Source organism: Parasediminibacterium sp. HNIBRBA5674, assembly GCF_056745525.1.
In genome coordinates, this window is record NZ_JBQWIE010000014.1 from 66,544 (window position 1) to 92,934 (window position 26,391).

Sequence of the window (26,391 nt, forward strand, 5' to 3'; positions counted from 1 at the left end):
TTCAATCATTGAAATAGGCGCTTTTCGTTTTTATAAACTAGTATACTTAATTGCCACTTCGAATAATTACCTGACCACCACCTGGGCCACCAAAACCGCCGCTTTGGTTTTGAAATAATTCTCTTTGCAGCTGGCCATATTCTTGTCTAGTAACTTTTTTACCCTTTTTAGGTTCTTTCAATTCTTTAGCTTCAACAGTTGTTTTTAGTGTTAAAGCTTTATACACCATTGTGCCATTATCTACATCTAACTCTAAAATTACACCTGGTAACTGGCCATATGTATCTGGACCAACGGGTGCTAAAATGGTTTGTGCAAACCAAGCCACTATTTCTATTTCTCTAGGTGCAGGTGGTGCTTGCCTAGTTGTGGTATCGCCTGCTGGTCTGTTACGGTTAAAATTAAACGTTCTACCTGCGAAGCTAGGTTGGGTAATTTTCATGGTGGCTTTACGGCAAAGCACACCTAAAATATCTTTGGTTTCAGCACTAATTTTCCAAGGCTGTTTTTTAATAGTATCAGTAATTAAAAAGTTTTTACCACCTAGTTCAGTTGCTTGTGTGCTAAGGCCGGTACCAAAGTTTTTAAACAAATCGCCATCACCACCACCAAAGTTAAAACTCCTTCTAAAACCGCCACCGCCTTCGCCACCAGCAAAAGGTTCGGGCGCATTTTCATCTGGTGATAGTTTGTACATAGATACGCTATCGCTAAAATATAGTATGTATTTACTAATTTGAAACTCTGGCATCATGCTGCGCATTTGCTCGTTGTTAAAGCGCTTCCAGTTGTTTACTGTGCGCTGGTAAGTAACAGCACCTTCTTTTTGCTGTGCAGTTGCTGCAATAGCTACTGCCATTACTAGCACTAACAGTTGTATTCTCTTCATATTTGGCCTTTAAGGTTATTTGTGTGCAAATGTATGCCTGACGGTATTTGAGGCTGAATAATTCAGGTTAAGAGGCGTATTTATCGGTAAAGTAAACAAGCCGCCTTATGGTGTACCTACTTTAAACAAACGTTCTGCATTGGCTGTGGTAATAGCAGCCATTGCTTCTACACTCATTTGCTTGCTGTTAGCTAGTTTTTCTACTATATAAGTCAAGTAGCTACTTTCATTGCGCTTACCTCTAAATGGTACAGGCGTTAAATAGGGTGCATCAGTTTCTAGCACCAAAAACTCATTAGGTATATCTTGTAAAGCTTCAGCTAAACCTGCATTTTTATAGGTAATTACACCACCTACACCTAGCATAAAGTTCATGTCGGTTATTTGCTTGGCACTTTCGTAGCTACCACTAAAGCAATGAAAAATACCTGTAAGCCCTTTGGCTGCAAAAGGTTTTACTAGGTTAATGGTTTCTTGCATGGCATTACGTGTATGAATAACAATGGGTAAATGATAGTCTAAAGCCCATTGCATTTGTAGTTCAAATGCTTCGTGCTGCTGTGTAGTAAATGTTTTATCCCAATAAAAGTCGAGCCCAATTTCACCAATAGCTACAAAAGAGCGGCTTTCTAATTGCCTTTTTACAATGGCAAGTTCTTCTTGATAATTATCTTTTACATAGCAAGGATGTAAGCCCATCATAGCAAAACATTCGTTAGGGTACTTTTTTTCAAGCGCTAACATGGCTTCTAAACTGCTGCTATCTATGGCTGGTAAATAAAATTTTGTAACGCCACTAGTTTTTGCTCGGCTAATTACGTCGTCAATATCTTGCTGAAATTCTTCTGAATACAAGTGGCAGTGCGTATCTATCATCATCATGCTGCAAATGTGAAATATTTTTTACCCCTAACACAATAAAAAATAATTGAAGTACAGAAAATAAACTTGAGTAAGCAGCCGTTTAAATAATCCGACAAACACATAAAAAAACAACAAGTTACTATAGACTATTTAAAAGATTCAAGAGATTAAACGTTTGTTTTCATAGGGTACGGATTAAAACGGGCTAAGGTGTCTACCTTGGCCTTCTTTTTTATTGTCTGAACCAAGATTTGAAGATTACTAGGATTTGTAGGAAAGAAAAATTGTCTGCTAAGTACCTACCAATATCAGCGAAGCACCTACCAATAGTAGCGAAGTGACGTACAATATTAGCGAAGCACCTACAAACATCTGCTAAGTGGTCATCAATATCAACTAAGCGGCTGCCAATATCAGCGAAGTAGCTACCAGCATCGACTAAGTACCAACCAATATCAGCGAAGCGCCTACAAGCCTCTGCGAAGTGGTCATCAATACCAACTAAGTCACTACCAATATCTGCGAAGCACATACAATAGTAAAAAAGACATATACAATTGTGAAAAACTGTATACAATAACAGTATTGATGGTACAAAACTGTATTTATTGAGGAATTACTTCAAAGCGATAACCTAAGTTGGTGAAATGTTCTAGCACTTTGGGTAATGCATAAGCTATGCGTTCGTAGGCTTTTTCGCTATCGTGAAACACCACAATACTGCCTTGCTTAGCATTATTTACCACATTTTTTAGGCATTTTTCTTTGCTCAACTTTACATCAAAATCGCCGCTAAGTACAGACCACATAATGATATTAAAATGGTCGGCGGTTTGTTGCTGCTTGGTAACTGGATTTGTAAATGAAAGCTCCCAACCGCTTACTGTCAATTCTTTTATTTGCGATTTTGAAATACGACCATAAGGTGGCCTGAAGAGATTTGTATGGATTTTAGTGGCTGCAAAAGACACGTCTTTTAAATACACATAAGTGCTTACGTTGGTACCTTTAAGATGGTGAGATGTGTGATTACCTACTGCATGACCATCATCAAGTATTTGCTGGTACACAGCTTTATTATTCATGACGTTTTTACCAATGCAGAAGAAGGTGGCTTTAGCATTGTATTGGCGTAAAGTATCTAGCACAAATGGTGTGATGGTAGGGTGCGGGCCATCATCGAATGTGAGATAGATAACTTTTTCTGTAGTAGGAATATCCCAAACAAGTGTGTTAGGATAAAGGGCTCTTAATAATTTAGGGGTGGTAACCAAATACATAACCTGATGCAATATTGATGAACAGAGATACAACCGCTGCAGTGTGCGACGCAACGAGGTTACATAGAATTACTACAGTTGGTTACAAAAATAAAAGTCCGCAGCTTATGCTGCGGACTTTTACCCTTTTATTTCTTTTCGGCTACAGTAAGCTTGGTAAGGTTAGCAATGGTTTCGCGTATTTCTTTTACACTATAAAAACGGTACACTTCTGGTTCTTTGCCATCAACTTTTTCTATAGAAGTTACCTGGCGAAAAGGCCCTACAATGTATGCATCTAGGTTATCGGTAACTTTTACAGCCGTTAATGGTAAAATGAAGAAATTACGATTAGCATCAGAGATGTTTTTACCTTGAATTAATTGTTCTAACGAATCGATAGATTGTTTAAGAGATTCTTGTGTGATAACGGTTTTGGTGGTTTTAGCGGCACCATATACTTGGTAGCTACCTACAATGGTATCTTGCTTAGCATTAACTACATAATAACCATTGGTTGGGATATCTATGGTGGCTTTGCCGTTGGTAGTTTCTATGTTTACGGCAGTTTTTTCAGCATCGTTAAGTACCAAGGTTTTTTCGTCGCTGCCAGCACCATCGCTAGCGGTAATGGTTTTAGTGCTTTCGTTTATAGTGGCACTGCCTTTAGCATATACCAATACTTTTTTTTGAGGTTTAGAACAGGCTACTGCCGATACAATAATGGCAAGTACAATTAGCTTTTTCATGATGTTGTGTATTTACAATAAAAAATCCCGATAAAAATTATCGGGATTGAAAGTAAGTATATTTTGTTGTTTCTAGCCCTTCCCTTTTGGGGAAGGGTTGGGTTGGGGCTATTTTGCTGCTGCAAAACGCTCAGCAACTTTTGCCCAATTGATAACGTTCCAAATAGCTGCTAAATAATCTGGACGTTTGTTTTGATACTTTAAGTAATATGCGTGTTCCCATACGTCAACACCTAAAATTGGTGTACCTTTTACTTCAGCAACATCCATTAAAGGATTGTCTTGGTTTGGTGTAGAACTTACTTCTAGTTTACCATCTTTTACAATTAGCCAAGCCCAGCCGCTACCAAAACGTGTAGCACCTGCTGCTGCAAATTTTGTTTTAAACTCATCGAAGCTGCCAAAAGCTGCATCGATAGCTGCTGCTAAATCGCCAGTAGGTACAGCGCCAGAAGCGGCTGCTAAACTGTCCCAAAAGAAAGTGTGGTTCCAGTGACCACCACCATTGTTGCGAACTGCTGGTGAAATAGTACCAGCAACTGCTACCAATTCTTCGATGGTTTTACCCTCGTTTGGTGTACCAGCAATGGCATTATTAAGGTTGGTTACATAAGCTTGGTGGTGCTTATCGTGGTGAATGGTCATCGTTTCTGCATCGATGTATGGCTCTAACGCATTGTAAGCGTAAGGCAAAGGCGCTAATGTAAATGACATAGTTTTTATTTTATTTGGTTATTAATGTATGCTGCGCAAATGTAACACATGAGGGGGTATTGGGTAACAACTTAGCAATTATTTGTTGTTGAATAAAGGAATATATAGTAATTGTGCCGAAAGGATGATATCTTAAATTTTTTAATTTTTGTTAAACACGTTACCGATGCAATTTATGCAACAGTTATATTTGACAAAGCACTAACAACTTTGTATGAGAAACATATGTACCCTGCTTATCAGCATTTTATTTACCCAAACATTATTTGCACAAACACCTAAAAAGAAAATACAAATTGTATTGCTAGGCACATTTCATTTTAACCAATCGCTTGATAGCAATAGTAGATTACATTCTAATTTGTTTACGCCAAAAAGACAAGCAGAAGTAAATGATATTGTAAATAGCCTTGCTAAATATAAGCCTACTAAAATATTTGTAGAGCAAGAGCCTGATAGACAAATATTTTGGGATAGCATTTATACTGATTTAAAGAATGGTAAAGAGCCTTTAACTACTAAGGTAAGGGCTAATGAAATTACACAGCTTGGCTTAAAAACTGCCAAGGCATTGCAACTTAAAAATGTGCTTTGTGTAGATTTTCAACCAGAGAATTTTGGTGAGAAAGATTACCAACCAAAAAATACATCAGACAGTTTAATGCAAGCGATGTGGCAATACATTAGTAGCTACCCAGATAGCATACAAAACCATACAGATTTATTCAATTTACCTTATCCTACTAAGCGTTTAAAGCAAGATTCATTGTTGCAAACAAAGACGTTGGCAGAATACCTTCTTACATTAAATACACCCGAGTATTTTGCATATTCTGACTATACCAATTTTACATGGTTTTACAGTATTGGAAAGGCAAACGAATATGTAGGTGTTGATTGGTTAACTGATTTTTGGTATGGCAGAAATTTGCGCATTTACACCAATGTTTTGCGACACATTAATCCTAAAGAAGACAATACATTGTTGGTGATTTATGGTTCATCGCACATTGCTTTTCTGAAGCATTTATTTGAAATGAATCCATTGTTTGAAGTGGTTGAGTTGAATAAAGTGATAGGCAATAAATAGTTTGCTTTTAGTTAAATGAATAATGCTACAGCATCATTCATTTAACGATTATTTTAGCCACCATTTCTTCTAAAACCACCACCTCTGCCGCCACCAAGGCTACCACCATTACGATTGCGACCATTTTGGCCAGGCATTTTGTTTCTAAATTGACCATCTTTACGTTGGTCACCACCAGGAAATTTGCGTAAGTTGTAGGTGAAAGTGAGTAAGAAGTAGCGCTGTAATACATTGTTTTGTACATCTTGAATATAGTTATTGGTTACATTTCTACTTACGCTTACATTTTGGTTTAAAATATCCGTAACGCTTAGTTTTATTTCACCATCTTTTTTCTTAAAAATTTGCTTTGCAAAAAAGGCATTCCACAATGGTAGGCTTGCGTTGTAGCCACTTGTTAAACCACTGTTGTAGATGTAATCAAAATCGCTACCCAAAATCCAGCCGCCATTAAATGTATACGTTGGTTCTACAGAAAAACTTTGTGTGTAGTAATCTCTATTTTGCTCTGGTTTTAAAGAGTATTTAGCAATATTATAATTGTAGGTAGTATTAAAGTTTAGATCTAGTTTTTCGTTAATGTTCATCGTCCAATTTATGGCTTCGCTAAAGCGTGTACTTGTGGTAAAATTGGTAGCACTATTAATTAAACTTACATCTCTATTAAGCGATACATTGCTAATGAAATTAAGATTGCTTTTAGGATTTTTTAATTGAAAACCATAGTTCACATTGGCGAAAAAATTAAACGATCCATTGGCGTTTTCGTAGGTGGTAGCAAGTGCACCACGGCCAGAATCGGTAATGCTATTAACCACTTTGTTACTAGTAATACTGCCGCTAAGTAAGGCAGAAATATTGCGTAACGTTATTTGATTGACAGACGTGTACACTAAGCGTAAACTATGCGAAAACTCTTGCCCAAGCTTAGGATTACCAGTGATAATATTGTTTCTATTGCTATTATCTGGCACAGGTTGTAATTGTGCCGTATTAGGCTGATTACTGCGGCCATTGTAGTTGATACGAAGGTTTTTCTTTTTGGTAAAATTGTAAATAAAATTGGCAGTAGGATAGATGTTGGTGAAGTTTCTATCAAAGTGGGTGCCTTTGCTGGTATTATCGCTTTTTAGGTTTGAATATTGAACACCATTTGAAATACCAAAATTGACCTTCTCTGTTTGCAATCTATAGCCAACTGTTACTCGGTTAGATGAATTTTCATTTTGAAAATAGTTAGACAATGAGTCTACAAAATGCGTGTAATCGTTAGTTGTTTTATCAAAAGAATACACTTTTCTATTTGAGTTACTATTGTTTTGGTTATAGCCATACGTTAACTCAATGATGTGATTTTTTACTATTGGAAAAGTATACGATACAGAAGTGCCAAAGCCGCTACTTTTAGATAAGGTATTGTTTATTTGATTGGTAACTACTGTTGTATCAACCCCTTTGTAAGGTGAGTAAGGCGCATAATAATGTGTATTGGCATAGTTAGTACCATCACTCTCGTTGTGGCTGCCACTACCAGAAAAACCTATTGAAAATGTATGACCACGAGCTTTAAAGCGATGTCTGTAAGTTGCGTTTACATCACCATTATAGCCATTTGAATTATTAATTGTTGTTTGGTTATTATCTATCTGTGTAATGTCGCCTTTGCCGTATTCTAAACTTTTGGTGGTTTTAGATAGTACTTGATTAATGTTATTACCACTTTGAAAAGATACATCAGGCCTTATTACCAATGAGTTCATACTATCAAACTTGGTTTCTATATTCAGGTTAAGGCGATGGTTTTCGCTAATGCGATTACTATTTGTTTGTTGGTTAATAAAGGTTGAAGAATCGGTAGTGCCATCAAAACGCTGTGTGAAAGTTTTAGCGTCTCGGTTGGTGTTTAAATTGTTGTAGAAATAACTGCTTGCAAAGTCTGTTTTTTTACCCCACAAATCGCTGTAATTAAGCCCAATACCTTTAGTGTCGGTAATGCCGCCTCTGCTTCTGCCGCTACCACCACCATCCGTTGCGGTAAAACCTTGCTTGTTCACATTATTGGCTTGGCTTACAACAGTAATTTTTTGATTGCCATTAAAGTAGTTAAAGTTGGCACTAGCGTCGTACCTGCCTTGGTCGCCATAGCCAGCTATAAAGCGGCCAAACACACCTTTACGTCTATCTTTTTTAGTAATAATATTAATGGTTTTGGTACGTGTGCCATCATCAAAACCACTAAACGCACTTTGGTCGCTTTGTGCATCGTACACCTGAATTTTGTCTACAATATCTGGCGGTAAATTTTTTGTAGCCATTTTAGGGTCGTTGCCAAAAAAGCGTTTGCCATCTACCAAAATACGAGCTACCTGCTCGCCTTGTGCATTCACGTTGCCATCTTTATCTACCAAAACACCTGGTAGTTTTTTCAATAAATCTTCAACTACTGCATTGGGCTTTGTTTTATAGCTGCCTGCATTAAACTCAAGTGTATCTTTTTTTACTGTTAATGGTGGTGTACTTGTTACAATTACTTCACCAAGATTTGCTGCAGCCGTTTGTAAATAAATATTACCAAGATTTACCAGTGCTTTATCTACTGTAATGGTTTTAAACACATTAGTATACCCTTGAAACGAGAAGCGAATAATGTATTTGCCATTAGGCACATCTTTTATTTCAAAAAGGCCTTCTTCTTTTGCCAAGCTAGATACTTCAACGGTAGAGTCAGTAGCATCTAAAAGAGAAATAGAAGCATCTTTTAAAGATTGCCTGGCGGTACTATCTATTATTTTACCTTTTATAGTGGCAGTATTTTGGGCAAATAATTGTCCAGCACTAATTATGAGCAAAAGGAATAGAAAATTTTTCATAAACACAGTAATAGAATTTAAAATTATCGGTTATGCCGTTTGCGATAATTTTATAAAAGCCTCAACGGTAATAGATAATGATGATGCGTAAATATTGGCAAATTAATTGGTGAATAATTGTTGCTTTAACACTTAAGGGCTAAGACTTTTGCTGGTAACGAAAGTTTAATTTGTAAAAAGCATCAAACGCCCGATAAATTGTATTCAGTAATACAGTATTTTAGCTAATTGGTGTATAATTAATACCTAAACTGTTTTACTTGAAAAGGCTTTTACTACTGTGTAATTTTTATTAGCTACTAACGTCATTTTTGCAAGGCATATAAAAAGTGGTTGGGTGCAATACGAGCACCAAGGGGCTGGCAGTGCTGCCAATACTTCTATTTACAAAATCACCGTTTATGTGTTTAGAGATTGCTCTCAGAATAATCCTATGCCTATTTGCTTAGGTATTTATGATGCGTAACTCATCAGTAGGCGACACCTCTTACTAATCTAAGCTTGTAACCGATACGGTTGTTGTAACTGTCATTCCAAAATTCAATATCAATGCAGGTAACGATACTTCTGTTGTAATTGGCCAACCATTACAATTGAAAGCTTCAGGCGATACCACAAGCTTAATTTATGTTTGGGCAGCCTAGTACTTATTTAAACAACACTTTTTATAATCCTATAGCAACATTTGCAACGTCGGTGGTGCCTGACATAGTGCCATTTACTGTTACTGCATCTACCAAAGAAGGTTGTACAGCTACTGATGTAAAAAATGTGAAAGTGTATAAAATGTCTCCAGATATTTTAGTGCCAAGCGGTTTTACACCAAATGGTTATGGTAGAAATGATGTACTGAAGCCGATACTAATAGGCATTGCAAAGCTGCATTACTTCAATGTCTACAATCGTTATGGTCAATTTGTTTTTACCACTAGCGATGGTAGTAAAGGATGGGATGGTTTTATAAATGGTATGGCACAAAGTAGTAACACTTTTGTGTTTATGGCAGAAGGTACAGATTATTTAGGCAATATTATTAGCAGAAAAGGTACTACTGTTTTGGTTAAATAAACGGCTGCTTTACTGGTAGATATATAATAGAATGGGCTGCTTGCTTTCAGCAATAATTGAATGTAAAGCTTCCAAAAAAGTGTAAGACACCATAGGGCAACCAAGACTATTGCATATGGGTAAAGGATAAGGCTCGTTATTAGGTACGCAACTGTAAGCATGTAGCACCACATTGCGTTCAAATGCATTGCTGTTGCTGCTGTCAAGGCCGTTCAGTTTATACGCCTTGCCAAATTTACCTTTGTATTGATAGCTTACTTTGTACTTACCAAGCGATGTGCAACCACTGCTTACTTCGTTTGAAAAACTAGGTGTTTGTGTAAATTTTTTAGTGCCACTACCATGTGCTACTAAGCCTGCTAATTCTATGCTATCCTTTTGCATGTTGTACACAAAAAATCTGTTCTTGCCACTGTGAATACTCATGTCAATGAGAAAACTCACACTTCTGTTATAATGGTTAGTCTGTGTGTAAAGGTTTACTCTTTTGCTTTGTTTTTTAGTTTCTGTAATAACTATGTGTCCTTTGTGGTTACTGTTTCTTTATGTAATGTTTTAGCTGTTGTTTTTGTAAATAATGTTCTGTATTGGTAGGCAATAAATACTATGCCTAAGCCAATAATTACAAATATTGTAAACAGTAGTTTTTTCATTGTAAGTGTACCAGTTTTAGTGCTTAGAGATGCAATAATGCATCATTTGCATACATTCTAACTGTATGAGAATTGTTAAAAAATATGTAAAAGCTACTTTTTTGACATTGTGTTTTATTTCTGGTAAAGCGTTTGTTTAGTTGTGTGTAAAGGCATTTACAAAACACTAAAAACATCTTGCTATGAAAAGAATGATACGCTTACTAACCTTACTATTTACAGTAACTGTTTTATTTTCCAGTTGTGTAAAATCGGTAGAATTATATAACGACCCAATTGTGGGTTCGTGGGTATTAAACGATGCTTCTAAGGGTAATGCTAATGGATGGCACCCTTTATATACAGGGCTTGAAAATGGTGTATTTACATTTTATACCAATGGCGGCGCTACTTACGATGATGGTTATAATTTATACCAAGGTAATTGGTCTATTACCACAGTTTCATCAGGCTATTACGATTATTATGGTAACTATTATGTAGACTATCACGATGCGATGCAAGTGAGATTGCGTAATGGTAATGGTGCTACTATTAACTTGTATTTTGATGATGTTAGCTTTAGTGGGGGTAATTATTTTTCTGCTACGTATTATCGTAATTATTCTGTAGAACGCTATGGTTTTAGACGATACTAATGTTATTAATTAGAGGTTAAAATAGTTTTCAGTTAGAATTATATTTAAAAGCAAAAACCCCGCAATTGCGGGGTTTTTATATTTCTCATGTTGCTAAAAACTATCTTAAGAATAACATTTCTCTGTATTTCGGCAACGTCCATTCTTCATCGTCTACCAAGTGCTCTAATTTATCTACATGGTAACGAATTACATCAAAATAAACACCTTTAACATCATCGCAATAAGCAATTGCTCTTAAACGTGTATCAGCAATGTTGTTAGCTACTTTTCTAGCTTCTACCATTGCATTTACTTGCTCGTACACAATATTAATGTGCTCGCTTACTTCGTTTAAAATAGCAAGTTGGCTACGGTAAGTTGTTTCAGGCACACCTACAGCTTTAAGGCTTTCAATATTACCAGCTAATTGTGTTAAGTATTTAACAGCCGCAGGAATAATGTGGTTTAATGCTAAATCTCCCATTACCCTCGCTTCAATTTGTACTTTCTTCAAGTATTTTTCAAGCTCAATTTCGTGTCTTGCTTCTAGCTCGCTGTGTGTGTAAATGTTATTGTTTGCAAACAAAACTTTTGCTTTATCAGTAACCAATGCATCTAGTGCTACAGGCGTAGTTTTCAAGTTTGGTAAGCCACGTTTTTCAGCTTCAGCATGCCACTCATCGCTATAGCCATCACCTTCAAACAATACTTTTTTGCTTTCAACAATGTAACGCTGTATGGTTTGCATAATCGCAATTTCTTTCTTTTCACCTTTTTCAATCAAACCATCAACATCTTTCTTAAATGTTTTCAAGGTCTCAGCCATGATAGTATTTAAGATGGTCATTGGGTTAGCACAGTTAGCAGTAGAACCAACAGCACGGAACTCAAATTTGTTACCAGTAAATGCGAAAGGAGAAGTACGGTTACGGTCAGTATTATCCATCAATAATTCAGGAATACTGCGGTGTAAATCTAATTTCAAAATCGCTTCATCTTGTTCGTCAAAGTTGTCACCAACGCGAGTTTCAACTTCTTCTAACACTTTAAATAAGTATTGACCAACGAATACAGAAATGATAGCTGGTGGTGCTTCGTTAGCGCCTAAACGGTGATCGTTTGGTGCAGATGCAATTGAAGCTCTTAAAATATCAGCATAATCATGAACCGCTTTAATAGTATTAACAAAGAATGTTAAGAACATCAAGTTGGTTTTTGGTGTTTTACCAGGTGCTAATAAGTTAACACCAGTATCTGTTGCAAGGCTCCAGTTATTGTGTTTACCACTACCGTTAATACCTGCAAATGGTTTCTCGTGTAGTAATACTTTTAGTTTATGACGTTTTGCAACACGGTTCATTACATCCATCAACAAGGTGTTGTGATCAACAGCAATGTTAATTTCTTCAAATATTGGCGCACACTCAAACTGAGCAGGTGCAACCTCATTGTGACGAGTACGTAAAGGAATACCTAATTTATAAGCCTCTGTTTCATAATCTCTCATGAATGCATACACTCTTTCAGGTATAGTACCAAAGTAATGGTCTTCTAATTGTTGACCTTTAGCAGGCGCAGCACCAAATACAGTACGGCCACTTTGTACTAAGTCAGGACGCGCATTTGCCAACGCTTCATCAATTACAAAGTATTCTTGTTCCCAACCTAAAGTACCAGTTACTTTACTTACGTTTTTATCAAAATAATTACAAACGTCAACCGCTGATTTATTTAAAGCTTCTAACGCTTTTAATAATGGTGCTTTATAGTCTAATGACTCACCAGTGTACGATACGAAAATGGTAGGTATACATAATGTTTTACCGTGACCAATTTCAATAATAAACGCAGGTGAAGAAGGATCCCAAGCAGTGTAACCACGAGCTTCAAAAGTTGCTCTTAAGCCACCATTAGGAAAAGAAGATGCATCTGGCTCTTGCTGAACTAGTGCAGCACCATCAAACTCTTCAATTGCTGTACCATCGCTTTTTAAAGTGAAAAAGCTATCGTGTTTTTCAGCAGTGGTGCCGGTTAATGGTTGAAACCAGTGTGTAAAGTGTGTAACACCTTTACTTTCGGCCCAAGCTCTTAAACCGTTAGCAATTTGACTAGCGTTTGCTCTGTCAATTTTTTTGCCTCCCTTAATACTACCAACAAGGCTTTTGTAAGCCTCATCGCTTAGATATTCACGTGCAGTCTTTAAAGTAAAGACGCTTTCGCCAAAAATGGCGGTAACTTTAGACGATTTAGCACCTCCTGCTTCTACTTCGTCAGTTAGTTTGGTAATTGCCTCAAATCTTAATGACATGGTACTTTTTATATTTTGATTAATAAGATAATTCTTCAAAAGAACAATTTTTTTTGTTTTTCTCCAAAAAAATGCTTGAACTAGTAGCAAAATGTAAAAAAATTACGCTTTCGGTGGAGATTTTTTTCTAATTAACGCTGAAAACAACACGTTATAAAAAATAATTTTTTGATTTCATCTTTCTTATATTTTTCAGTTATCGCTCAGTGTGAATAAGTAAAATATATTTAAAATGTGTTTATAATTATATTTTCGACAAAAATTACAAAATTGTTAACCCCTGCCGAACCAAATAGTTAAATGTTTGGCATTGAATATTTTTCAAACAAAATCTTGTTTTATTGCAGAATTGTTGATTAGAATTATTATTCCTTAATAAAAAATTAATTGAAAAACTAGCATCTTAATAAATTGTAAAATAAAAAATATGAAAAAATATTTCCTCAATTGATTTTTTTGAGTTTATTTTAGCAAAAAATAGAAATAGTTAAATTTTATTTAACACAATTACTTTTTTTATGAAAAAATATCTTTTTGATTCCTTTTCATCTTTTTGCACTTTTTTGGCTTCTATCGCAAATTTTAACGGTTTTATTGTTGAAGTTTTCTTTTTACTAGGTTCAAGTATACCTAATAAGTTCTTTTCAAGTGTTTACAAGCCATTTGTAGGCAAGCCTAGGTTACAATTTTTGTTCCTTAAGTAGGAATAAAAATTTATGGTTTCTGATTTAACATGTCAATGCTAGTAATAATCAATATAATTTTTATTTAACAATTTAAAACTGTCTAGACAAAAAACAACTAAAACTAACGCTAAACATTTTAAGTAACTAAAACAAAACAACTATGTTCAAAAAAACAATCCTCTCGGCCTTTGCATTGGCCGCATTAGTAGCAGCACAGGCGCAAGACTCTACTAAAAAAGCAACTACAACTATTTCTGGTTCGGTAGATGCTTACTATCGTTTCGATTTTAACAATCAGTTGACTAACAACAAAACAAGTTTCACTAATTCAAACAATTCATTTGAATTAGGTATGGCTACTTTAAAAGTAGACCACAGTATTGGTAAAGTAACTGCTACTGCCGATTTAGGTTTTGGTAGAAGAGCTGCTGAGTTTTCTTACAACGATGCTGGTTCTTTAGCTTCTGTAAAGCAATTGTATATTACTTACGCACCAAGCAGTAAGGTGAAATTCACTTTGGGTAAATTTGCTACACACATTGGTTACGAATTAGTAGACGCAGTAGCTAACAGAAACTACAGCATGAGCTATGGCTTTTCTTATGGTCCTTTCTTCCATACAGGTTTAAAAGCTGATATCTCTCTTGGTGGTAAAACAGCTTTAATGGTAGGTATTGCAAATCCAACCGATTATTCAACTACTATATCAACAGGTAAAGTTGCTATTGCTCAGTTGAGTACAGCTTCTAAAAGTGATAAATTTAAAGCTTACTTAAACTACCAAGGTGGTACAAACAATGTTGACCCAATAACACCTTATACTTTATCTCAATTTGATATAGTGCTAATGGGTACAATTAGCAGCAAGTTTGCTATTAATTACGATGGTACAATTCAATCAAGAAAGGTTGCTGGAAAAACGAATAATTGGACTAGCAATGCTTTGTACTTAAATTATGATCCTACTACCAGTTTTGGTTTAACACTTCGTGGGGAATACGTAACAGACCCTAATGTTGTAGGGATTGGTTCAAATATTTTCATTCCAACATTATCTGCTAACATCAAAATTGACAATCTTACTATTATTCCAGAAGTGCGTCTTGATAATGCAAAAGATGCCATTTTCTCTAAAAGTAGTGGCGCAAGCACAAAAAGCTATGGTCAGTTTATTTTGGCAGCAGCTTACAAATTCTAATTCATAATATACTAGCATCTACCTATCTCTACGTGGGTAGATGCTTTTAAAACTAATATTTGAAAGGAAGTTCCTACATTTTTCATAATTAAATCCTCTACTAACATGTTTTCAGCAACTTTAGCCTCATTAAAAGGGTTGGGAAAAAGAAATACATTCTCTGCCCCTGCCTTACAGCTTACAAAAGCTCAAAAAATACGTTATGGTTTAACGTTTTTTGCTGGTAAAATGCTTGGTGTTTTAGTTATTCTTGCAGCAATGAAAGTATTGCCAGGATTACTTGGCACACCTGCACACGCTCAAGGTGCAGATTCTCTTTCAGTAGATTCTCTATCTAGCACTTTAGCAGCAACAAAAAGTCAATTATTAGCTACTACTACTACTTTAACAAATACTGCAAATACAATTTGGACTTTGGTGGCAGCATTTCTAGTATTTGGTATGCAAGCTGGTTTTGTAATGTTAGAAGCAGGTTTTGCACGTCAAAGAGAAACAGTAAACGTATTGATGGAGTGTATTTTTGATACATGTCTTTGTGGTTTATTGTTTTGGGCTGTTGGTTACGCCTTTATGTTCAGCGAGGGTAATGCATATATTGGTTACCATTGGTTCTTCTTAGAAGGCGCGCCTGAAACATATTTAACAACTGGTATTCCTGTAATTGCACACTGGATTTTCCAATATGCATTTGCTGATACCTGTTCTACAATCGTTTCTGGTGCTATGATTGGTCGTACAAGTTTCCGTGGCGATATTTTATATTCTATTGGTATTACTGGTTTCATTTATCCAATTATTGGGCATTGGGCTTGGGGTCCTGGTGGTTTCTTAGCAGTTTATGGCTTCTGGGATTTCGCAGGTTCTACAGTGGTACACACAATTGGTGGTGTAGCTTCTTTGGCTGGTGCTATTGTACTTGGTCCACGTTTGGGTCGTGTATTTAAGCGTGATGGTGGTGGTATGCCGCCTGCACACAACCTTACTTTAGGTGCGGTTGGTGCATTTATCTTATGGTTTGGTTGGTATGGTTTTAACCCAGGTAGTACTTTATCTGCTGTAGATATGCAAGGTATTGGTCGTGTAGCTACTAATACTACTTTGGCTGCATGTTCTGGCGGTATGGTTGCTATGTACTTAGCTTTATGGTTTGGTGCAACTAAAGGTAAATTCGATTTAGCATTTACTGTAAATGGTTTACTTGGTGGTTTGGTGGCTATCACAGCACCTTGTTATTGGGTAAATACATTTGGTGCTGTAATGATTGGTGCAATTGCTGGTTTAGTTGTATACCTAGTAACTAACCTTTTAGAATACTTGCGTATTGACGATCCTATCGGTGCTGTGCCAGTACATGGTGCTTGCGGCATTTTTGGTACTTGGGCAATCGGTTTATTTGCTTGTGGGAAATATGGTATCACAGGTCCTACTGGTCCTGATAATTCTGCACCATTAAAAGGTTTATTGTATGGTGGCGGTACCGATTTATTAACTAAGCAAGTTGTTGGTAACCTTACAATAGTTGCAGCTACATTTGCTGTAGCATTCATAATGATGTGGGTTATTAATAAATTACCAAATCCATGGAAATTGCGTGTAGAACCAGAAGGTGAAACGCTTGGTTTAGACGTATTTGAACATGGTAGTGAAGCTTACACAGCTTAATACTATCGGTTGAATAAATTAGTAACAAAGGCTTCTGCAGACGCAGAAGCCTTTGTCTTTTGATTACTAGTCGTTTCTCAATGTTAATAAATGCTTAAAATTTAATTAAAATTAGCCAGTAATGATTTTTCTATAATATTGAATGTGGTATCAAAAAAAATAGTTTATCACAAAGGCAAGTATTCATTTTAAGTCACAGCGTGAAATAAATTATTTTTCAAGAGAATTGTTTTCAATTTTTACCGCTTAGCTGATTTGTAACATTACATGTGTTTCCTTTTGTATACGACAAGCTTTTTCTCTAGTACTTTTGTGCAATTATTTCATGTTGATTAACTGTGTTCCTTTGTATTCTAAACGAATGAAATCAATATAAAATTTAAAAAACAAAATCATGAGTACTTTACAAATCATCGCTGCATTTACAATTTTAGTAGCTACTATCATAGTTCCAGCTTTTAAACAAAGCCGTACAACTAAAGCATAATTTAGCAATAAGTAAAAATAAAAACGCTCTGAATTAATCATTCAGAGCGTTTTTATTTTAAATTCACTCGTAATTCATTATGAGCAAGCGAGTAAGCGGGTTTAATAAACTGCAAAGCCAAATTTTTAGTCCACTACGAGATTTCTTTGCTGATAGCAGAGCCATTGGTATTGTATTAATAGGCTGTACTGCTTTGTCACTTATACTTTCTAACTGTGCTGCAACAAGTTTAGCTTACACCAAATTTTGGGAAAATCAATTTCATTGGTTTGTGCACTTCTTGTATTTACCAGAAACTAACTTACTATTTGTCAATGATGTGTTGATGACTCTTTTTTTCTTCCTCGTTGGTATGGAGATAAAAAGAGAGCTGACAATTGGCGAATTAGCTTCTTTACAAAAGTCATTATTACCAGTTTTTGCGGCTTTAGGTGGAATGATTTGCCCCGCAATAATCTTTATACTTTTTAATAATGGTACGCCATTGCAAAAGGGTTGGGGCATTCCTATGGCTACAGATATTGCCTTTTCTTTAGGAATATTGTCTTTACTAGGCAAGCGTGTACCTATACAACTAAAAATATTTTTAACAGCATTAGCAATTATAGACGATTTAGGTGCTGTACTTACAATTGCTGTATTTTATTCGGCCAACATTAGTTTCGTATATCTTGGTTTTGCTGCTGTGATAGTATTGATAGTTATAGGCCTAAATAAATTTAAAGTAAATAACTTAATGTTTTACTTGGTACCAGGCATTTTACTTTGGTATTGTATGTTTAATTCTGGTGTTCATGCAACCTTAGCAGGTGTAATTATGAGTTTTTGTATGCCTTTAAACCAGTTGGCAAAACTTGAGCATAAGTTATTTCATCCGGTAAACTTTATAATAATGCCATTATTTGCTTTGGCTAATACGGCTATTGTTTTGCCAGTAAACATGCATTTCGTATTTACATCTACAATTAGTTTTGGTGTTATCGCTGGCTTAGTAATTGGCAAGCCACTTGGAATTTTCTCTTTCGCTTACTTGGCTGCAAAATTTAAAATTGCAGCAGTACCTGCAAACACTTCTTGGAAGCAAATATTAGGTATTGGTATGCTTGGTGGTATTGGCTTTACAATGAGCATATTTACTGCTGCACTTGCTTATTCTGCTCAAGATTTACAAATTATAGCAAAAGTCGCCATCATTATTGCCTCTGTTTTGTCAGGTATTTTGGGTTATGTAATGGTAATGACTGTTACAAAAAATGTTGCATTTGCTAGTATTTCAAATGAACTAACTGATTAGGTTAATCTTTCATTCGGCCGCTACAAAACGATAGCCTATACCAGATTCAGTAAAAATGTATCTATTGCCATCAACTTCAATTTTTTTTCTCAATTGTGCTACAAATACCCGCAAATACTCAAGTTTATCGGTATAAAATTCGCCCCATATTTCTTTAAGTAAATATTGATGCGTTAATACTTTGCCTTCATTTTTTCCAAAAAGTACTAACATGGTGTACTGTGTGGCGGTCAATTTTAATATTTCATTGTGTAGTTTTATAATTCTTGATGATAAATCAAGTTCGAATGTTTTAAATTTAATGACAGACGTATTTGCCTCTAAAGATGCATTTCTCAATGCAGAGCGAATTCTTGCCAATAATTCGCCCGTTCTAAATGGTTTTACTAAGTAGTCATTTGCGCCATAGTCAAGTGTATCTATAATCGCTTGTTCGTTGTTTTGTACTGATAGAATGATGACGGGTTTTATAAACCATTCGCGTAGTTTTTGTAATAAAACGGCACCACTGCTATCGGGTAATCCTAAATCAAGTATTATTAAATCAATATTATTATTTACCACCATGGTTAGCCCTTCTTGTGCGGTACTCGCTTCAAGAACATTATATCCATTAGAGTGTAGTGTTATTTCTAGTAGTTTTCTTATTTGCTTTTCATCATCTACTACCAATATTGTCTCATTGGGCATATTGAAAGTTTTTAGGTAATATTTCCGAAATAGGTATCTCAATGATAAATTTTGCACCACCAAGCGAAGAGTTTTCTAGCGCAATAGTGCCTTTATGTGCCTCTATAAAACCTTTTACCAGCGATAAACCAAGACCAGTGCCAGTTGTTTTTGTATGACTAATACGATAGAATTTCTCAAATACTTTTTCTTTTTCTGTTTCAGGTATGCCATTACCATTGTCTTCAACACTAATAATTACTTTGTTTAGGTTGTTTGCTACGCTAATGATAATGCTAGAGTGTTCTGCTGTGTATTCGCAACTATTTAATACCAAGTTGTAAATAATTTGCTCCATTAGACCATAATCTAATTTAAATAATGGTAGACTTTCTGGTATTTCTATCTGTAAATGATGTGATTGTAATGGCTCTTGTAATCTTATAGTAACATCTGTAATTACTTCGTTTAGGTCGCACCAATCTTTTTTGGCCTCTATTACACCCGATTCTAGGCGAGACATATTTAGTAGATTGTCTACTTGTTGGTTTAAGCGTAAAGCAGCAATAGAAATCTCTGATAAAAGTCTTTCTTGATTGCTTTCAGAAATTTTTAATGGTTTTGTTAATAAATTATCTGTTGCGCCTATAATGGCGGCTAATGGTGTTCTAAATTCATGAGACAATGAATTGAGCATAGTATTGTACAATTTTATAGTTTGTACTTTCTCTTCTTTTTTATGAACAATTTTCTCAATTTGCTTTATCTTAAAAGTTAAGGCCGCATTTATCATTGCTATTACAAAATACATAGAAAGCAATATTTGATCTTCGCCATTGCCAACACGTAGATTAAAGCGTGGTAATAAAAAAAAGTAATCCCAAATAAGTGCGCTTAGTACAGCTGCTGCCAAAACTGGAAAAATATCAAAGCACATAGCTATTAGCGAAAGGCTCATTAACAAAATAAAAGCTACTACTTCAAAGCTTAAATACTTATTTAGTGCAAAGCATAGCAACGAAATAAGAGATATTGCTGAAATACTAAATAAATATTGTTTGCCAATGGATATCCGTTTGTTAAAGAGAATAGATAATATAGTGCTATTAATTGTCAAAATTTTATTAAATAAAATAATTTAATATTTACTTAAAAGGGTTGTTTATTTTTAAAATTAGTACAATTATCCCAAATTTTATAACATTTTTATTTTTATAATAAAAAAGAAAGGAAGCCCCTACAGCTTCCTTTCATAATTAAAACCCTAAACCCTAACATGTATTGCTACAAGATATTTATACAAGTAACCTTGTTATTATTTTAGTGCGCTTTGCCATAATTCTCATCGTGCTGGCTAGCATCTAAACCTTCATCTTCATCTTCTTCACTTACACGTACGGGAACAATAAAATTAATGAATTTGAAAATTAAGTAAGAAACTACAAAGCTATAACCAACGGCACAAGCCATAGCCTTAACTTGAGTGAAGAAGAAGCTTGCATTGCCGTAAGCTAAACCGTCGTTACCAAGGCTATTTACAGTTTTGTTTGCAAAAACACCTGTAAGTAACATGCCAACTATGCCACCAATACCATGGCAAGGAAATACATCTAAAGTATCGTCTAAGCTAGTTTTAGATTTTATAGTTACTGCAACATTTGAAATAACTGCTGCTAAAACACCTATGAAAATACTTTGAGGGATAGCAACAAAGCCTGCACCTGGCGTAATGGCAACAAGACCAACGACTGCACCTATGCAAAAACCTAGTACTGATGGCTTTTTGCCTTTTAATACATCAAAAAACATCCAAGATAAACCAGCGGCCGCGGCAGCAGTATTAGTAGTTGCAAATGCAGACACAGCTAAACTGTTAGAACCTAAAGCAGAACCAGCATTAAAGCCAAACCAGCCAAACCATAATAAACCAGTACCTATTAATACATAAGGAATATTTGCAGGAACAGTTTCTTTATTAATAAACCATGATTTTCTTGGTTTTAAAACCAATGCACCAGCAAGTGCTGCGCAACCGGCTGAAATGTGAACAACTGTACCACCAGCAAAGTCAAGAGCACCCATTTTAAACAAGAAGCCATCAGGATGCCAGCTCCAATGTGCCAATGGTGCGTATACTAGTAACGCAAATAATACGGTAAATAAAATGTAAGCTGTAAAGCGCATTCTTTCTGCAATAGCGCCTACTACTAAGCCCGGCGTAATTACTGCAAACATTAATTGAAACATTGAGAATAATAAAATTGGAATAGTTGGTGCAAGGCCCCATGGCTTACCAGAAAGTACCCCTTTGAAAAATAAGAATGTAGAAGGGTTGCCGATAAAACCTCCAACAGAATCGCCGAAGCAAAGGCTAAAACCTACAACTACCCAAAGCACACTTACCACACCAGCGGCAACTACACTTTTCATCATGGTAGATAATACGTTTTTACGATGTACCATACCGCCATAAAAAAATGCTAAACCTGGTGTCATTAAAAATACTAATGCAGTTGCTACTATAATCCAAGCAATATCTGCAGGGTTAAACTTGCCTTCATCAAATATAGGCACGCTTTTAATAAATAACGCCGCAATGGCTACAACACATAGTATTAAAAACGGTGCTGCTGTTTTGAAGGTGAATTTCGACATGATGTTTTAGTTTTGGTTAATGAAACATAAAATTCTTTGGTGAAAATATAAAAATTATATAAAAAACCTAAAAATAATTTACATTTATTTAAAACTAATTTGTTTTTTGCTGCTAATGACCTTTTGAAATAGTCTGGAGTAATAAATTTTTGAAAATACTATTTTTATATTGTATAAATTGTTATGCGTTTTGTGCCTCTTAGAAAATAAAAAGCCGCTGCAATATTGCAACGGCTTTTTAAACGTATTGTAGTAAATATTATAAACTCATCATTTCTTTAAACTTCACAGTTTGCCTACGGCTTACTTCTATTTTTTCGCCACCTTTTAAGTCTACCAATAAACCACCATTAAAGTAAGGTTCTATTTTTTCTACCCATCTTAAATTAATGATGTGTTTTCTATTTGCCCTAAAAAACATACGCTCATCTAAACGTTCTTCAAGTGCATTTAACGATTTTAATATTAGTGGCTTATTAGCACCGAAAAATACTTTAGCGTAATTGCCTACGCTTTCAAATAAGCGAATATCGCCAAGTTTTACAAACCAGCATCTTTCGCCATCTTTCACAAACACTTGGTCATTTTCGTTTAGTGGGCCTCTGTTATAGTTTATTTGGCCTTCTGCTTTTTCTTTATTTAGTTCATCGTGAAACTTATTAATAGCGTCACTTAAGCGTTTTGGCTCTACTGGTTTTAATAAATAATCTAGTGCATTTACTTCAAAAGCCTTGATGGCGTACTCATCGTAAGCTGTGGTAAATATTACTTTAGGTGCTTTGTCTAGTTCAGATAATAAATCAAAACCAGTTTTGCCCGGCATTTGTATATCTAAAAATATTAACTCAGGATTGTGTTGTTCTATTTTTTCTAAACCTTCGTCTACATTGGTAGCTTCGTCTATAACTTCTATATCACTGTGTTCTAGCAATAGTTTTTTCAGCTCGTTTCTTGCTAGCCTTTCATCATCTATAATAATTGCGCTTATTGCCATAGTGCTTCAATTTTAATGGTCAAAATGTTTAAATAGGTATCGATACCCTTGCTTGTACCAAATTATTGCCTACATCTTTCAGTTCAAAGTTGGCATGTTTACCGTACAATAGTTTTAATCTGTCTTGCGTACTTGCAATACCAAATCCTTCAACGTTATAATCGCTACTTAGTTCGCCTGTGTTTTCTACAATTAACAAATGTTTATTGTCGTGAATGGTAGAAGAAATTTTCACCAAACCGCCTTGTTTTTGTTTGCCAATACCATGTTTAATAGCATTTTCAACCAATGTTTGTAGCATCATTGGTGGTACTGGTAAATTTAGTGTGTCATCATTTATCATGTATTCTACACGTAATCTATCTTCAAAGCGAATGTACTCTAGTGCCAGATAATCTTTTACAATACTCAATTCTCTTTCAAGCGGTGCAATTTCTATTTTTTCTATTTGCATACTGCTGCGCAAAATATTGCTTAGTTCTGTAATGGCCGTTCTTGCTCTTTCGGGATTTTCATCTACCAATGCTCTAATGCTGTTTAGGGCATTGAAAATAAAATGCGGATTAATGTGCGACTTGATGGTGCGTAGCTCAAGATCTTTTACCGTCGTTTCAAGTTTTATTTTATCAATTTCAGAGTTGGTATTTATTTGAATATAATGCCACAAATAGTAGAAACTTGTCCAAGCAAAAATGATAGGCGAGTCGCTAAATAAATTGTAGTAAGAGCGTTGTAGTAAACTGAATTTTCGTTTTGGGTCGTACAATTCAAAAATTTCTACCAAGGCACTATTAAATAATCCATAGAAATACGCACCAATAACAGCGCAGCCAAGAATAAGCCACCACTTTTGCTTAATTTCTGGTGGTCGTAATTTTAATTGTATAATGGCAATACGTAGTAAATGTGTGATAATTAAGCCAGTAAAAAGAGAAATAAATAATCTTGGGTAAAATCTGCTTGGCTCAAAATTTTTAGCAAACTGTGGATTTGAATTTAATTGACTAAGCGTAAAAAATAGAGAAACAAGGCCGTAAAAAAGCCAGCCCCCTATTTGACAGCGCCAATATAATCCTGATTTGTTTTTCATTGTCGCAAAAGTAGTATTGCCTATTTCTTAGCAAATGCTAAAAGTTATTAAAGGCAATTAGGGTTTGTGTTTGGTAGAAAATGGTTTCGTGTAAATAAACAAATAATGCAAAGCGAATAAAGTATTTTTTTGCAAAAAAATCTTCACTTTAAAAAAGATATTTTCAGCTAAAAATCTAAAAATCATTACTCGTGATAATATTTTTTATTGTTTAGATAGTAAACACAACAATTCTTTCCGTATTTTGTCATCATTGTTTCTTTCAAAGAAACTTTCTTAAACACTATTTTTACAAAAATTACCTTTTCATGGAAATCGTACCAGGCGCTTTACTTAAACAAATCAACTCACCTAACGACCTTAAAACCGTCAGTCGAGAGCAGTTGCATCAAGTATGCGACGAGTTACGTCAATACATAATTGATGTAGTAAGCGTACACGGTGGGCATTTTGCTGCGAGCTTAGGCGTGGTAGAATTGTCTGTTGCATTGCATTATATCTACAATACGCCTTACGACCAATTGGTATGGGATGTTGGTCACCAAGCTTACGGACATAAAATATTAACTGGTAGAAGAGACGAGTTTCCTACAAATAGAAAATATGGTGGTTTAAGTGGTTTTCCTAAACGTAGTGAAAGTGAGTACGATACATTTGGTGTAGGGCATTCTTCTACATCAATATCTGCGGCTTTAGGTATGGCTATGGCTGCAAAATATAAAGGTGAAAATAGAAAAAGCGTAGCCATTATTGGTGATGGTAGTATGACAGCAGGTATGGCTTTTGAAGCCATGAACCATGCAGGTGTTGCAGATAGTGACGTGCTAATAATATTGAATGATAACTGCATGAGCATTGACCCAAATGTTGGTGCATTAAAAGAGTATTTAACCGATATTACTACAAGCCCTACGTACAATAAATTAAAGTCTGACGTTTGGAAAATAATGGGCAAACTGCCTGTGGGCAAAGGTTTTAGCCGTGCCATGGCGCACAAATTAACAGAAGGCGTAAAGGGCATGGTAAGTAGTAGCAGTAATTTATTTGAAGCATTAAAACTGCGCTATTTTGGCCCTATTGATGGGCATAATATCACCAATTTGGTAGATACCTTAAGAGATTTAAGAGAAATTCCAGGCCCTAAAATTTTACATATTGTAACTGTAAAAGGTAAGGGCTATGCATTGGCAGAACAAGACCAAACCAAATGGCATGCGCCAGGTTTATTTGATAAGATTACCGGTGAAATAGTAAAGAAAACTTACAACGCACCGCAGCCGCCAAAGTATCAAGATGTGTTTGGTCATACGATGATTGAGCTGGCTGAAATGAACGATAAGGTAATGGGCGTAACACCTGCTATGCCTAGCGGTTCCTCGTTAAAGTATATGATGGAAAAAATGCCGCACCGTGCTTTTGATGTGGGCATTTGCGAGCAGCATGCTGTAACATTAAGTGCAGGCTTAGCTACACAAGGTATGCGTGTGTTTTGCAACATTTATTCGTCCTTTATGCAGCGCAGTTTCGACCAAGTGGTGCATGATGTGGCGATACAAAAACTGCCCGTGGTACTGTGCTTAGATAGAGCTGGTTTAGTAGGTGAAGACGGGCCAACGCACCATGGTTGCTACGATATAGCGTATTTTAGATGTATACCAAACATGATAATTGCTGCGCCAATGAACGAGCAGGAATTGCGTAATTTAATGTACACATCGCAGCTAGAAACTACTAAATATCCATTTGTAATACGCTACCCAAGAGGCGAAGGTGTAATGCCAGAATGGAGAACCAAGTTTGAAACGCTAGAAATAGGAAAAGGTAGAAAACTGAAAGATGGTGAAGACGTTGCAATATTATCGATTGGTCATCCTGGTAATTTTGTGCAAGCTGCCATAAGAGAATTAAGAACAGAAGGTTTAAATCCTGCACATTATGATATGCGTTTTGTAAAGCCTATTGATGAAGCGATGTTGCACGAAGTATTTTCTAAATACAGCAAGGTAATTACGGTAGAAGATGGTACAGTTGTGGGTGGTTTTGGCTCAGCGGTATTAGAATTTATGGCGCAACATAATTACCAAGCGACAGTAAAAATATTAGGTATACCAGACAGATTGGTAGAACACGGCACTTTGAAAGAACTGTATAAAGAATGTGGCTATGATGTAGCAGCTATCATAAATACTACCAAGCAATTGGTTGCAACTACAGCACTTGTTACAAATGTGCTTTAACAAATCAGCATAAGTATTATTACTACGGTAAGGGTTAGCATCAAAAATGCTAACCCTTTTTTTGTTTGCCTAATCCCCAAATCTTTAATTTTAAAATATTGTTAAATAAGCATATTGCGAGTGCCAATTATAAGGCTGTATGTAATTATTATATAAATTGGTGTTTGAAATGTGTAACTATTACTTGTTATGCATGATAGTAAACTTTATTAATAAAATTAAAAAACAAATCAGTATGGCTATTAATTATTCATTAGAGCCCATAGGTGTACGAAAGATATTTATGAGGTGTTACACAATAAAACTTCATTTAGTTTTTCAGGATTTCCACCACA

The 26,391-nt window shown here is 35.5% G+C and carries 23 protein-coding genes; 8 read left to right on the forward strand and 15 right to left on the reverse strand.

The features are described 5' to 3' along the window. Nucleotides 1-46: 46 nt before the first annotated feature. From ACT9TX_RS08930 to ACT9TX_RS08955, 6 genes are all read right to left on the reverse strand, one after another. Nucleotides 47-889: a GLPGLI family protein gene (locus tag ACT9TX_RS08930; RefSeq protein ID WP_481337934.1), complete on the reverse strand. Its 843-nt coding sequence runs from the start codon at nucleotides 887-889 to the stop codon at nucleotides 47-49. Between the two features lie 105 nt (nucleotides 890-994). After that, nucleotides 995-1,771: a TatD family hydrolase gene (locus ACT9TX_RS08935; RefSeq protein WP_481337935.1), complete on the reverse strand. Its 777-nt coding sequence runs from the start codon at nucleotides 1,769-1,771 to the stop codon at nucleotides 995-997. Between the two features lie 214 nt (nucleotides 1,772-1,985). After that, nucleotides 1,986-2,285 (reverse strand): hypothetical protein, encoded by a 300-nt coding sequence (locus ACT9TX_RS08940; RefSeq protein WP_481337936.1) that lies wholly within the window; start codon nucleotides 2,283-2,285, stop codon nucleotides 1,986-1,988. 73 nt (nucleotides 2,286-2,358) lie between these two features. After that, nucleotides 2,359-3,033, reverse strand: coding sequence for a polysaccharide deacetylase family protein (locus ACT9TX_RS08945; protein WP_481337937.1), 675 nt, complete (start codon nucleotides 3,031-3,033; stop codon nucleotides 2,359-2,361). A gap of 128 nt (nucleotides 3,034-3,161) precedes the next feature. Next, nucleotides 3,162-3,761, reverse strand: coding sequence for a hypothetical protein (locus ACT9TX_RS08950; protein WP_481337938.1), 600 nt, complete (start codon nucleotides 3,759-3,761; stop codon nucleotides 3,162-3,164). Between the two features lie 108 nt (nucleotides 3,762-3,869). Then, entirely contained in the window at nucleotides 3,870-4,475 is a 606-nt protein-coding gene (locus ACT9TX_RS08955; protein ID WP_481337939.1) for a superoxide dismutase, read from the reverse strand. 214 nt (nucleotides 4,476-4,689) lie between these two features. Here ACT9TX_RS08955 and ACT9TX_RS08960 point away from each other — a divergent pair, with 214 nt between their 5' ends. Then, nucleotides 4,690-5,565, forward strand: coding sequence for a DUF5694 domain-containing protein (locus ACT9TX_RS08960; RefSeq protein WP_481337940.1), 876 nt, complete (start codon nucleotides 4,690-4,692; stop codon nucleotides 5,563-5,565). Between the two features lie 53 nt (nucleotides 5,566-5,618). Here ACT9TX_RS08960 and ACT9TX_RS08965 read toward each other — a convergent pair whose 3' ends face one another. Further along, the gene (locus ACT9TX_RS08965) at nucleotides 5,619-8,435 is read right to left on the reverse strand and encodes an outer membrane beta-barrel protein (protein WP_481337941.1); all 2,817 of its coding nucleotides are present in this window, start codon (nucleotides 8,433-8,435) and stop codon (nucleotides 5,619-5,621) included. 337 nt (nucleotides 8,436-8,772) lie between these two features. On the opposite strand from ACT9TX_RS08965, the gene ACT9TX_RS08970 reads away from it, so the two are divergent. Continuing rightward, nucleotides 8,773-8,901: a hypothetical protein gene (locus ACT9TX_RS08970; protein WP_481337942.1), complete on the forward strand. Its 129-nt coding sequence runs from the start codon at nucleotides 8,773-8,775 to the stop codon at nucleotides 8,899-8,901. Between the two features lie 161 nt (nucleotides 8,902-9,062). Beyond that, nucleotides 9,063-9,503 carry a T9SS type B sorting domain-containing protein gene (locus ACT9TX_RS08975; protein ID WP_481337943.1) on the forward strand — a complete coding sequence of 147 codons (441 nt, stop codon included), beginning with the start codon at nucleotides 9,063-9,065 and terminating at the stop codon, nucleotides 9,501-9,503. A 9-nt stretch (nucleotides 9,504-9,512) separates the two neighbouring features. On the opposite strand, the gene ACT9TX_RS08980 is transcribed toward ACT9TX_RS08975, so the two are convergent. Together ACT9TX_RS08980 and ACT9TX_RS08985 are read right to left on the reverse strand one after the other, a co-directional pair. Beyond that, nucleotides 9,513-10,022: a murein L,D-transpeptidase catalytic domain-containing protein gene (locus ACT9TX_RS08980; protein WP_481337956.1), complete on the reverse strand. Its 510-nt coding sequence runs from the start codon at nucleotides 10,020-10,022 to the stop codon at nucleotides 9,513-9,515. Beyond that, nucleotides 10,019-10,156 (reverse strand): hypothetical protein, encoded by a 138-nt coding sequence (locus ACT9TX_RS08985; protein WP_481337944.1) that lies wholly within the window; start codon nucleotides 10,154-10,156, stop codon nucleotides 10,019-10,021. Before ACT9TX_RS08985 ends, ACT9TX_RS08980 begins: the two co-directional genes overlap by 4 nt. Before the next feature lie 182 nt (nucleotides 10,157-10,338). On the opposite strand from ACT9TX_RS08985, the gene ACT9TX_RS08990 reads away from it, so the two are divergent. Then, on the forward strand, nucleotides 10,339-10,794 hold the full coding sequence (locus ACT9TX_RS08990; RefSeq protein WP_481337945.1) for a hypothetical protein: 456 nt from the start codon (nucleotides 10,339-10,341) through the stop codon (nucleotides 10,792-10,794). 100 nt (nucleotides 10,795-10,894) lie between these two features. On the opposite strand, the gene ACT9TX_RS08995 is transcribed toward ACT9TX_RS08990, so the two are convergent. After that, complete coding sequence (locus ACT9TX_RS08995; RefSeq protein WP_481337946.1) at nucleotides 10,895-13,084, reverse strand: glutamine synthetase III family protein; 2,190 nt, start codon at nucleotides 13,082-13,084, stop codon at nucleotides 10,895-10,897. An 846-nt stretch (nucleotides 13,085-13,930) separates the two neighbouring features. On the opposite strand from ACT9TX_RS08995, the gene ACT9TX_RS09000 reads away from it, so the two are divergent. The 3 genes from ACT9TX_RS09000 (at nucleotide 13,931) to nhaA (ending at nucleotide 18,411) form a co-directional block, all read left to right on the forward strand. Next, complete coding sequence (locus ACT9TX_RS09000; RefSeq protein ID WP_481337947.1) at nucleotides 13,931-14,968, forward strand: outer membrane beta-barrel protein; 1,038 nt, start codon at nucleotides 13,931-13,933, stop codon at nucleotides 14,966-14,968. Nucleotides 14,969-15,073: 105 nt separating this feature from the next. Next, nucleotides 15,074-16,630 carry an ammonium transporter gene (locus tag ACT9TX_RS09005; RefSeq protein ID WP_481337948.1) on the forward strand — a complete coding sequence of 519 codons (1,557 nt, stop codon included), beginning with the start codon at nucleotides 15,074-15,076 and terminating at the stop codon, nucleotides 16,628-16,630. A gap of 566 nt (nucleotides 16,631-17,196) precedes the next feature. Beyond that, nucleotides 17,197-18,411 carry a Na+/H+ antiporter NhaA gene (gene nhaA, locus ACT9TX_RS09010; RefSeq protein WP_481337949.1) on the forward strand — a complete coding sequence of 405 codons (1,215 nt, stop codon included), beginning with the start codon at nucleotides 17,197-17,199 and terminating at the stop codon, nucleotides 18,409-18,411. 9 nt (nucleotides 18,412-18,420) lie between these two features. Here nhaA and ACT9TX_RS09015 read toward each other — a convergent pair whose 3' ends face one another. The 5 genes from ACT9TX_RS09015 to ACT9TX_RS09035 form a co-directional block, all read right to left on the reverse strand. Then, nucleotides 18,421-19,101 carry a response regulator gene (locus ACT9TX_RS09015; RefSeq protein ID WP_481337950.1) on the reverse strand — a complete coding sequence of 227 codons (681 nt, stop codon included), beginning with the start codon at nucleotides 19,099-19,101 and terminating at the stop codon, nucleotides 18,421-18,423. After that, nucleotides 19,091-20,197 carry a sensor histidine kinase gene (locus ACT9TX_RS09020; RefSeq protein ID WP_481337951.1) on the reverse strand — a complete coding sequence of 369 codons (1,107 nt, stop codon included), beginning with the start codon at nucleotides 20,195-20,197 and terminating at the stop codon, nucleotides 19,091-19,093. The genes ACT9TX_RS09015 and ACT9TX_RS09020 overlap by 11 nt, the downstream gene beginning before the upstream one ends. Before the next feature lie 203 nt (nucleotides 20,198-20,400). Further along, complete coding sequence (locus ACT9TX_RS09025) at nucleotides 20,401-21,735, reverse strand: ammonium transporter (protein ID WP_481337952.1); 1,335 nt, start codon at nucleotides 21,733-21,735, stop codon at nucleotides 20,401-20,403. A 259-nt stretch (nucleotides 21,736-21,994) separates the two neighbouring features. After that, nucleotides 21,995-22,729, reverse strand: coding sequence for a LytR/AlgR family response regulator transcription factor (locus tag ACT9TX_RS09030; RefSeq protein WP_481337953.1), 735 nt, complete (start codon nucleotides 22,727-22,729; stop codon nucleotides 21,995-21,997). A 28-nt stretch (nucleotides 22,730-22,757) separates the two neighbouring features. Beyond that, nucleotides 22,758-23,819, reverse strand: coding sequence for a sensor histidine kinase (locus ACT9TX_RS09035; RefSeq protein ID WP_481337954.1), 1,062 nt, complete (start codon nucleotides 23,817-23,819; stop codon nucleotides 22,758-22,760). A 308-nt stretch (nucleotides 23,820-24,127) separates the two neighbouring features. On the opposite strand from ACT9TX_RS09035, the gene dxs reads away from it, so the two are divergent. Beyond that, complete coding sequence (gene dxs, locus ACT9TX_RS09040; RefSeq protein WP_481337955.1) at nucleotides 24,128-26,056, forward strand: 1-deoxy-D-xylulose-5-phosphate synthase; 1,929 nt, start codon at nucleotides 24,128-24,130, stop codon at nucleotides 26,054-26,056. Nucleotides 26,057-26,391 lie beyond the last annotated feature (335 nt).

Coding starts and splice junctions, on each gene's coding strand:
- ACT9TX_RS08930 (WP_481337934.1), bottom strand. CDS start 889: ATGAAGAGAATACAACTGTTAGTGCTAGTAATGGCAGTAGCTATTGCA.
- ACT9TX_RS08935 (WP_481337935.1), bottom strand. CDS start 1,771: ATGATGATGATAGATACGCACTGCCACTTGTATTCAGAAGAATTTCAG.
- ACT9TX_RS08940 (WP_481337936.1), bottom strand. CDS start 2,285: ATGTGCTTCGCAGATATTGGTAGTGACTTAGTTGGTATTGATGACCAC.
- ACT9TX_RS08945 (WP_481337937.1), bottom strand. CDS start 3,033: ATGTATTTGGTTACCACCCCTAAATTATTAAGAGCCCTTTATCCTAAC.
- ACT9TX_RS08950 (WP_481337938.1), bottom strand. CDS start 3,761: ATGAAAAAGCTAATTGTACTTGCCATTATTGTATCGGCAGTAGCCTGT.
- ACT9TX_RS08955 (WP_481337939.1), bottom strand. CDS start 4,475: ATGTCATTTACATTAGCGCCTTTGCCTTACGCTTACAATGCGTTAGAG.
- ACT9TX_RS08960 (WP_481337940.1), top strand. CDS start 4,690: ATGAGAAACATATGTACCCTGCTTATCAGCATTTTATTTACCCAAACA.
- ACT9TX_RS08965 (WP_481337941.1), bottom strand. CDS start 8,435: ATGAAAAATTTTCTATTCCTTTTGCTCATAATTAGTGCTGGACAATTA.
- ACT9TX_RS08975 (WP_481337943.1), top strand. CDS start 9,063: ATGTTTGGGCAGCCTAGTACTTATTTAAACAACACTTTTTATAATCCT.
- ACT9TX_RS08985 (WP_481337944.1), bottom strand. CDS start 10,156: ATGAAAAAACTACTGTTTACAATATTTGTAATTATTGGCTTAGGCATA.
- ACT9TX_RS08990 (WP_481337945.1), top strand. CDS start 10,339: ATGAAAAGAATGATACGCTTACTAACCTTACTATTTACAGTAACTGTT.
- ACT9TX_RS08995 (WP_481337946.1), bottom strand. CDS start 13,084: ATGTCATTAAGATTTGAGGCAATTACCAAACTAACTGACGAAGTAGAA.
- ACT9TX_RS09000 (WP_481337947.1), top strand. CDS start 13,931: ATGTTCAAAAAAACAATCCTCTCGGCCTTTGCATTGGCCGCATTAGTA.
- ACT9TX_RS09005 (WP_481337948.1), top strand. CDS start 15,074: ATGTTTTCAGCAACTTTAGCCTCATTAAAAGGGTTGGGAAAAAGAAAT.
- nhaA (WP_481337949.1), top strand. CDS start 17,197: ATGAGCAAGCGAGTAAGCGGGTTTAATAAACTGCAAAGCCAAATTTTT.
- ACT9TX_RS09015 (WP_481337950.1), bottom strand. CDS start 19,101: ATGCCCAATGAGACAATATTGGTAGTAGATGATGAAAAGCAAATAAGA.
- ACT9TX_RS09025 (WP_481337952.1), bottom strand. CDS start 21,735: ATGTCGAAATTCACCTTCAAAACAGCAGCACCGTTTTTAATACTATGT.
- ACT9TX_RS09030 (WP_481337953.1), bottom strand. CDS start 22,729: ATGGCAATAAGCGCAATTATTATAGATGATGAAAGGCTAGCAAGAAAC.
- ACT9TX_RS09035 (WP_481337954.1), bottom strand. CDS start 23,819: ATGAAAAACAAATCAGGATTATATTGGCGCTGTCAAATAGGGGGCTGG.
- dxs (WP_481337955.1), top strand. CDS start 24,128: ATGGAAATCGTACCAGGCGCTTTACTTAAACAAATCAACTCACCTAAC.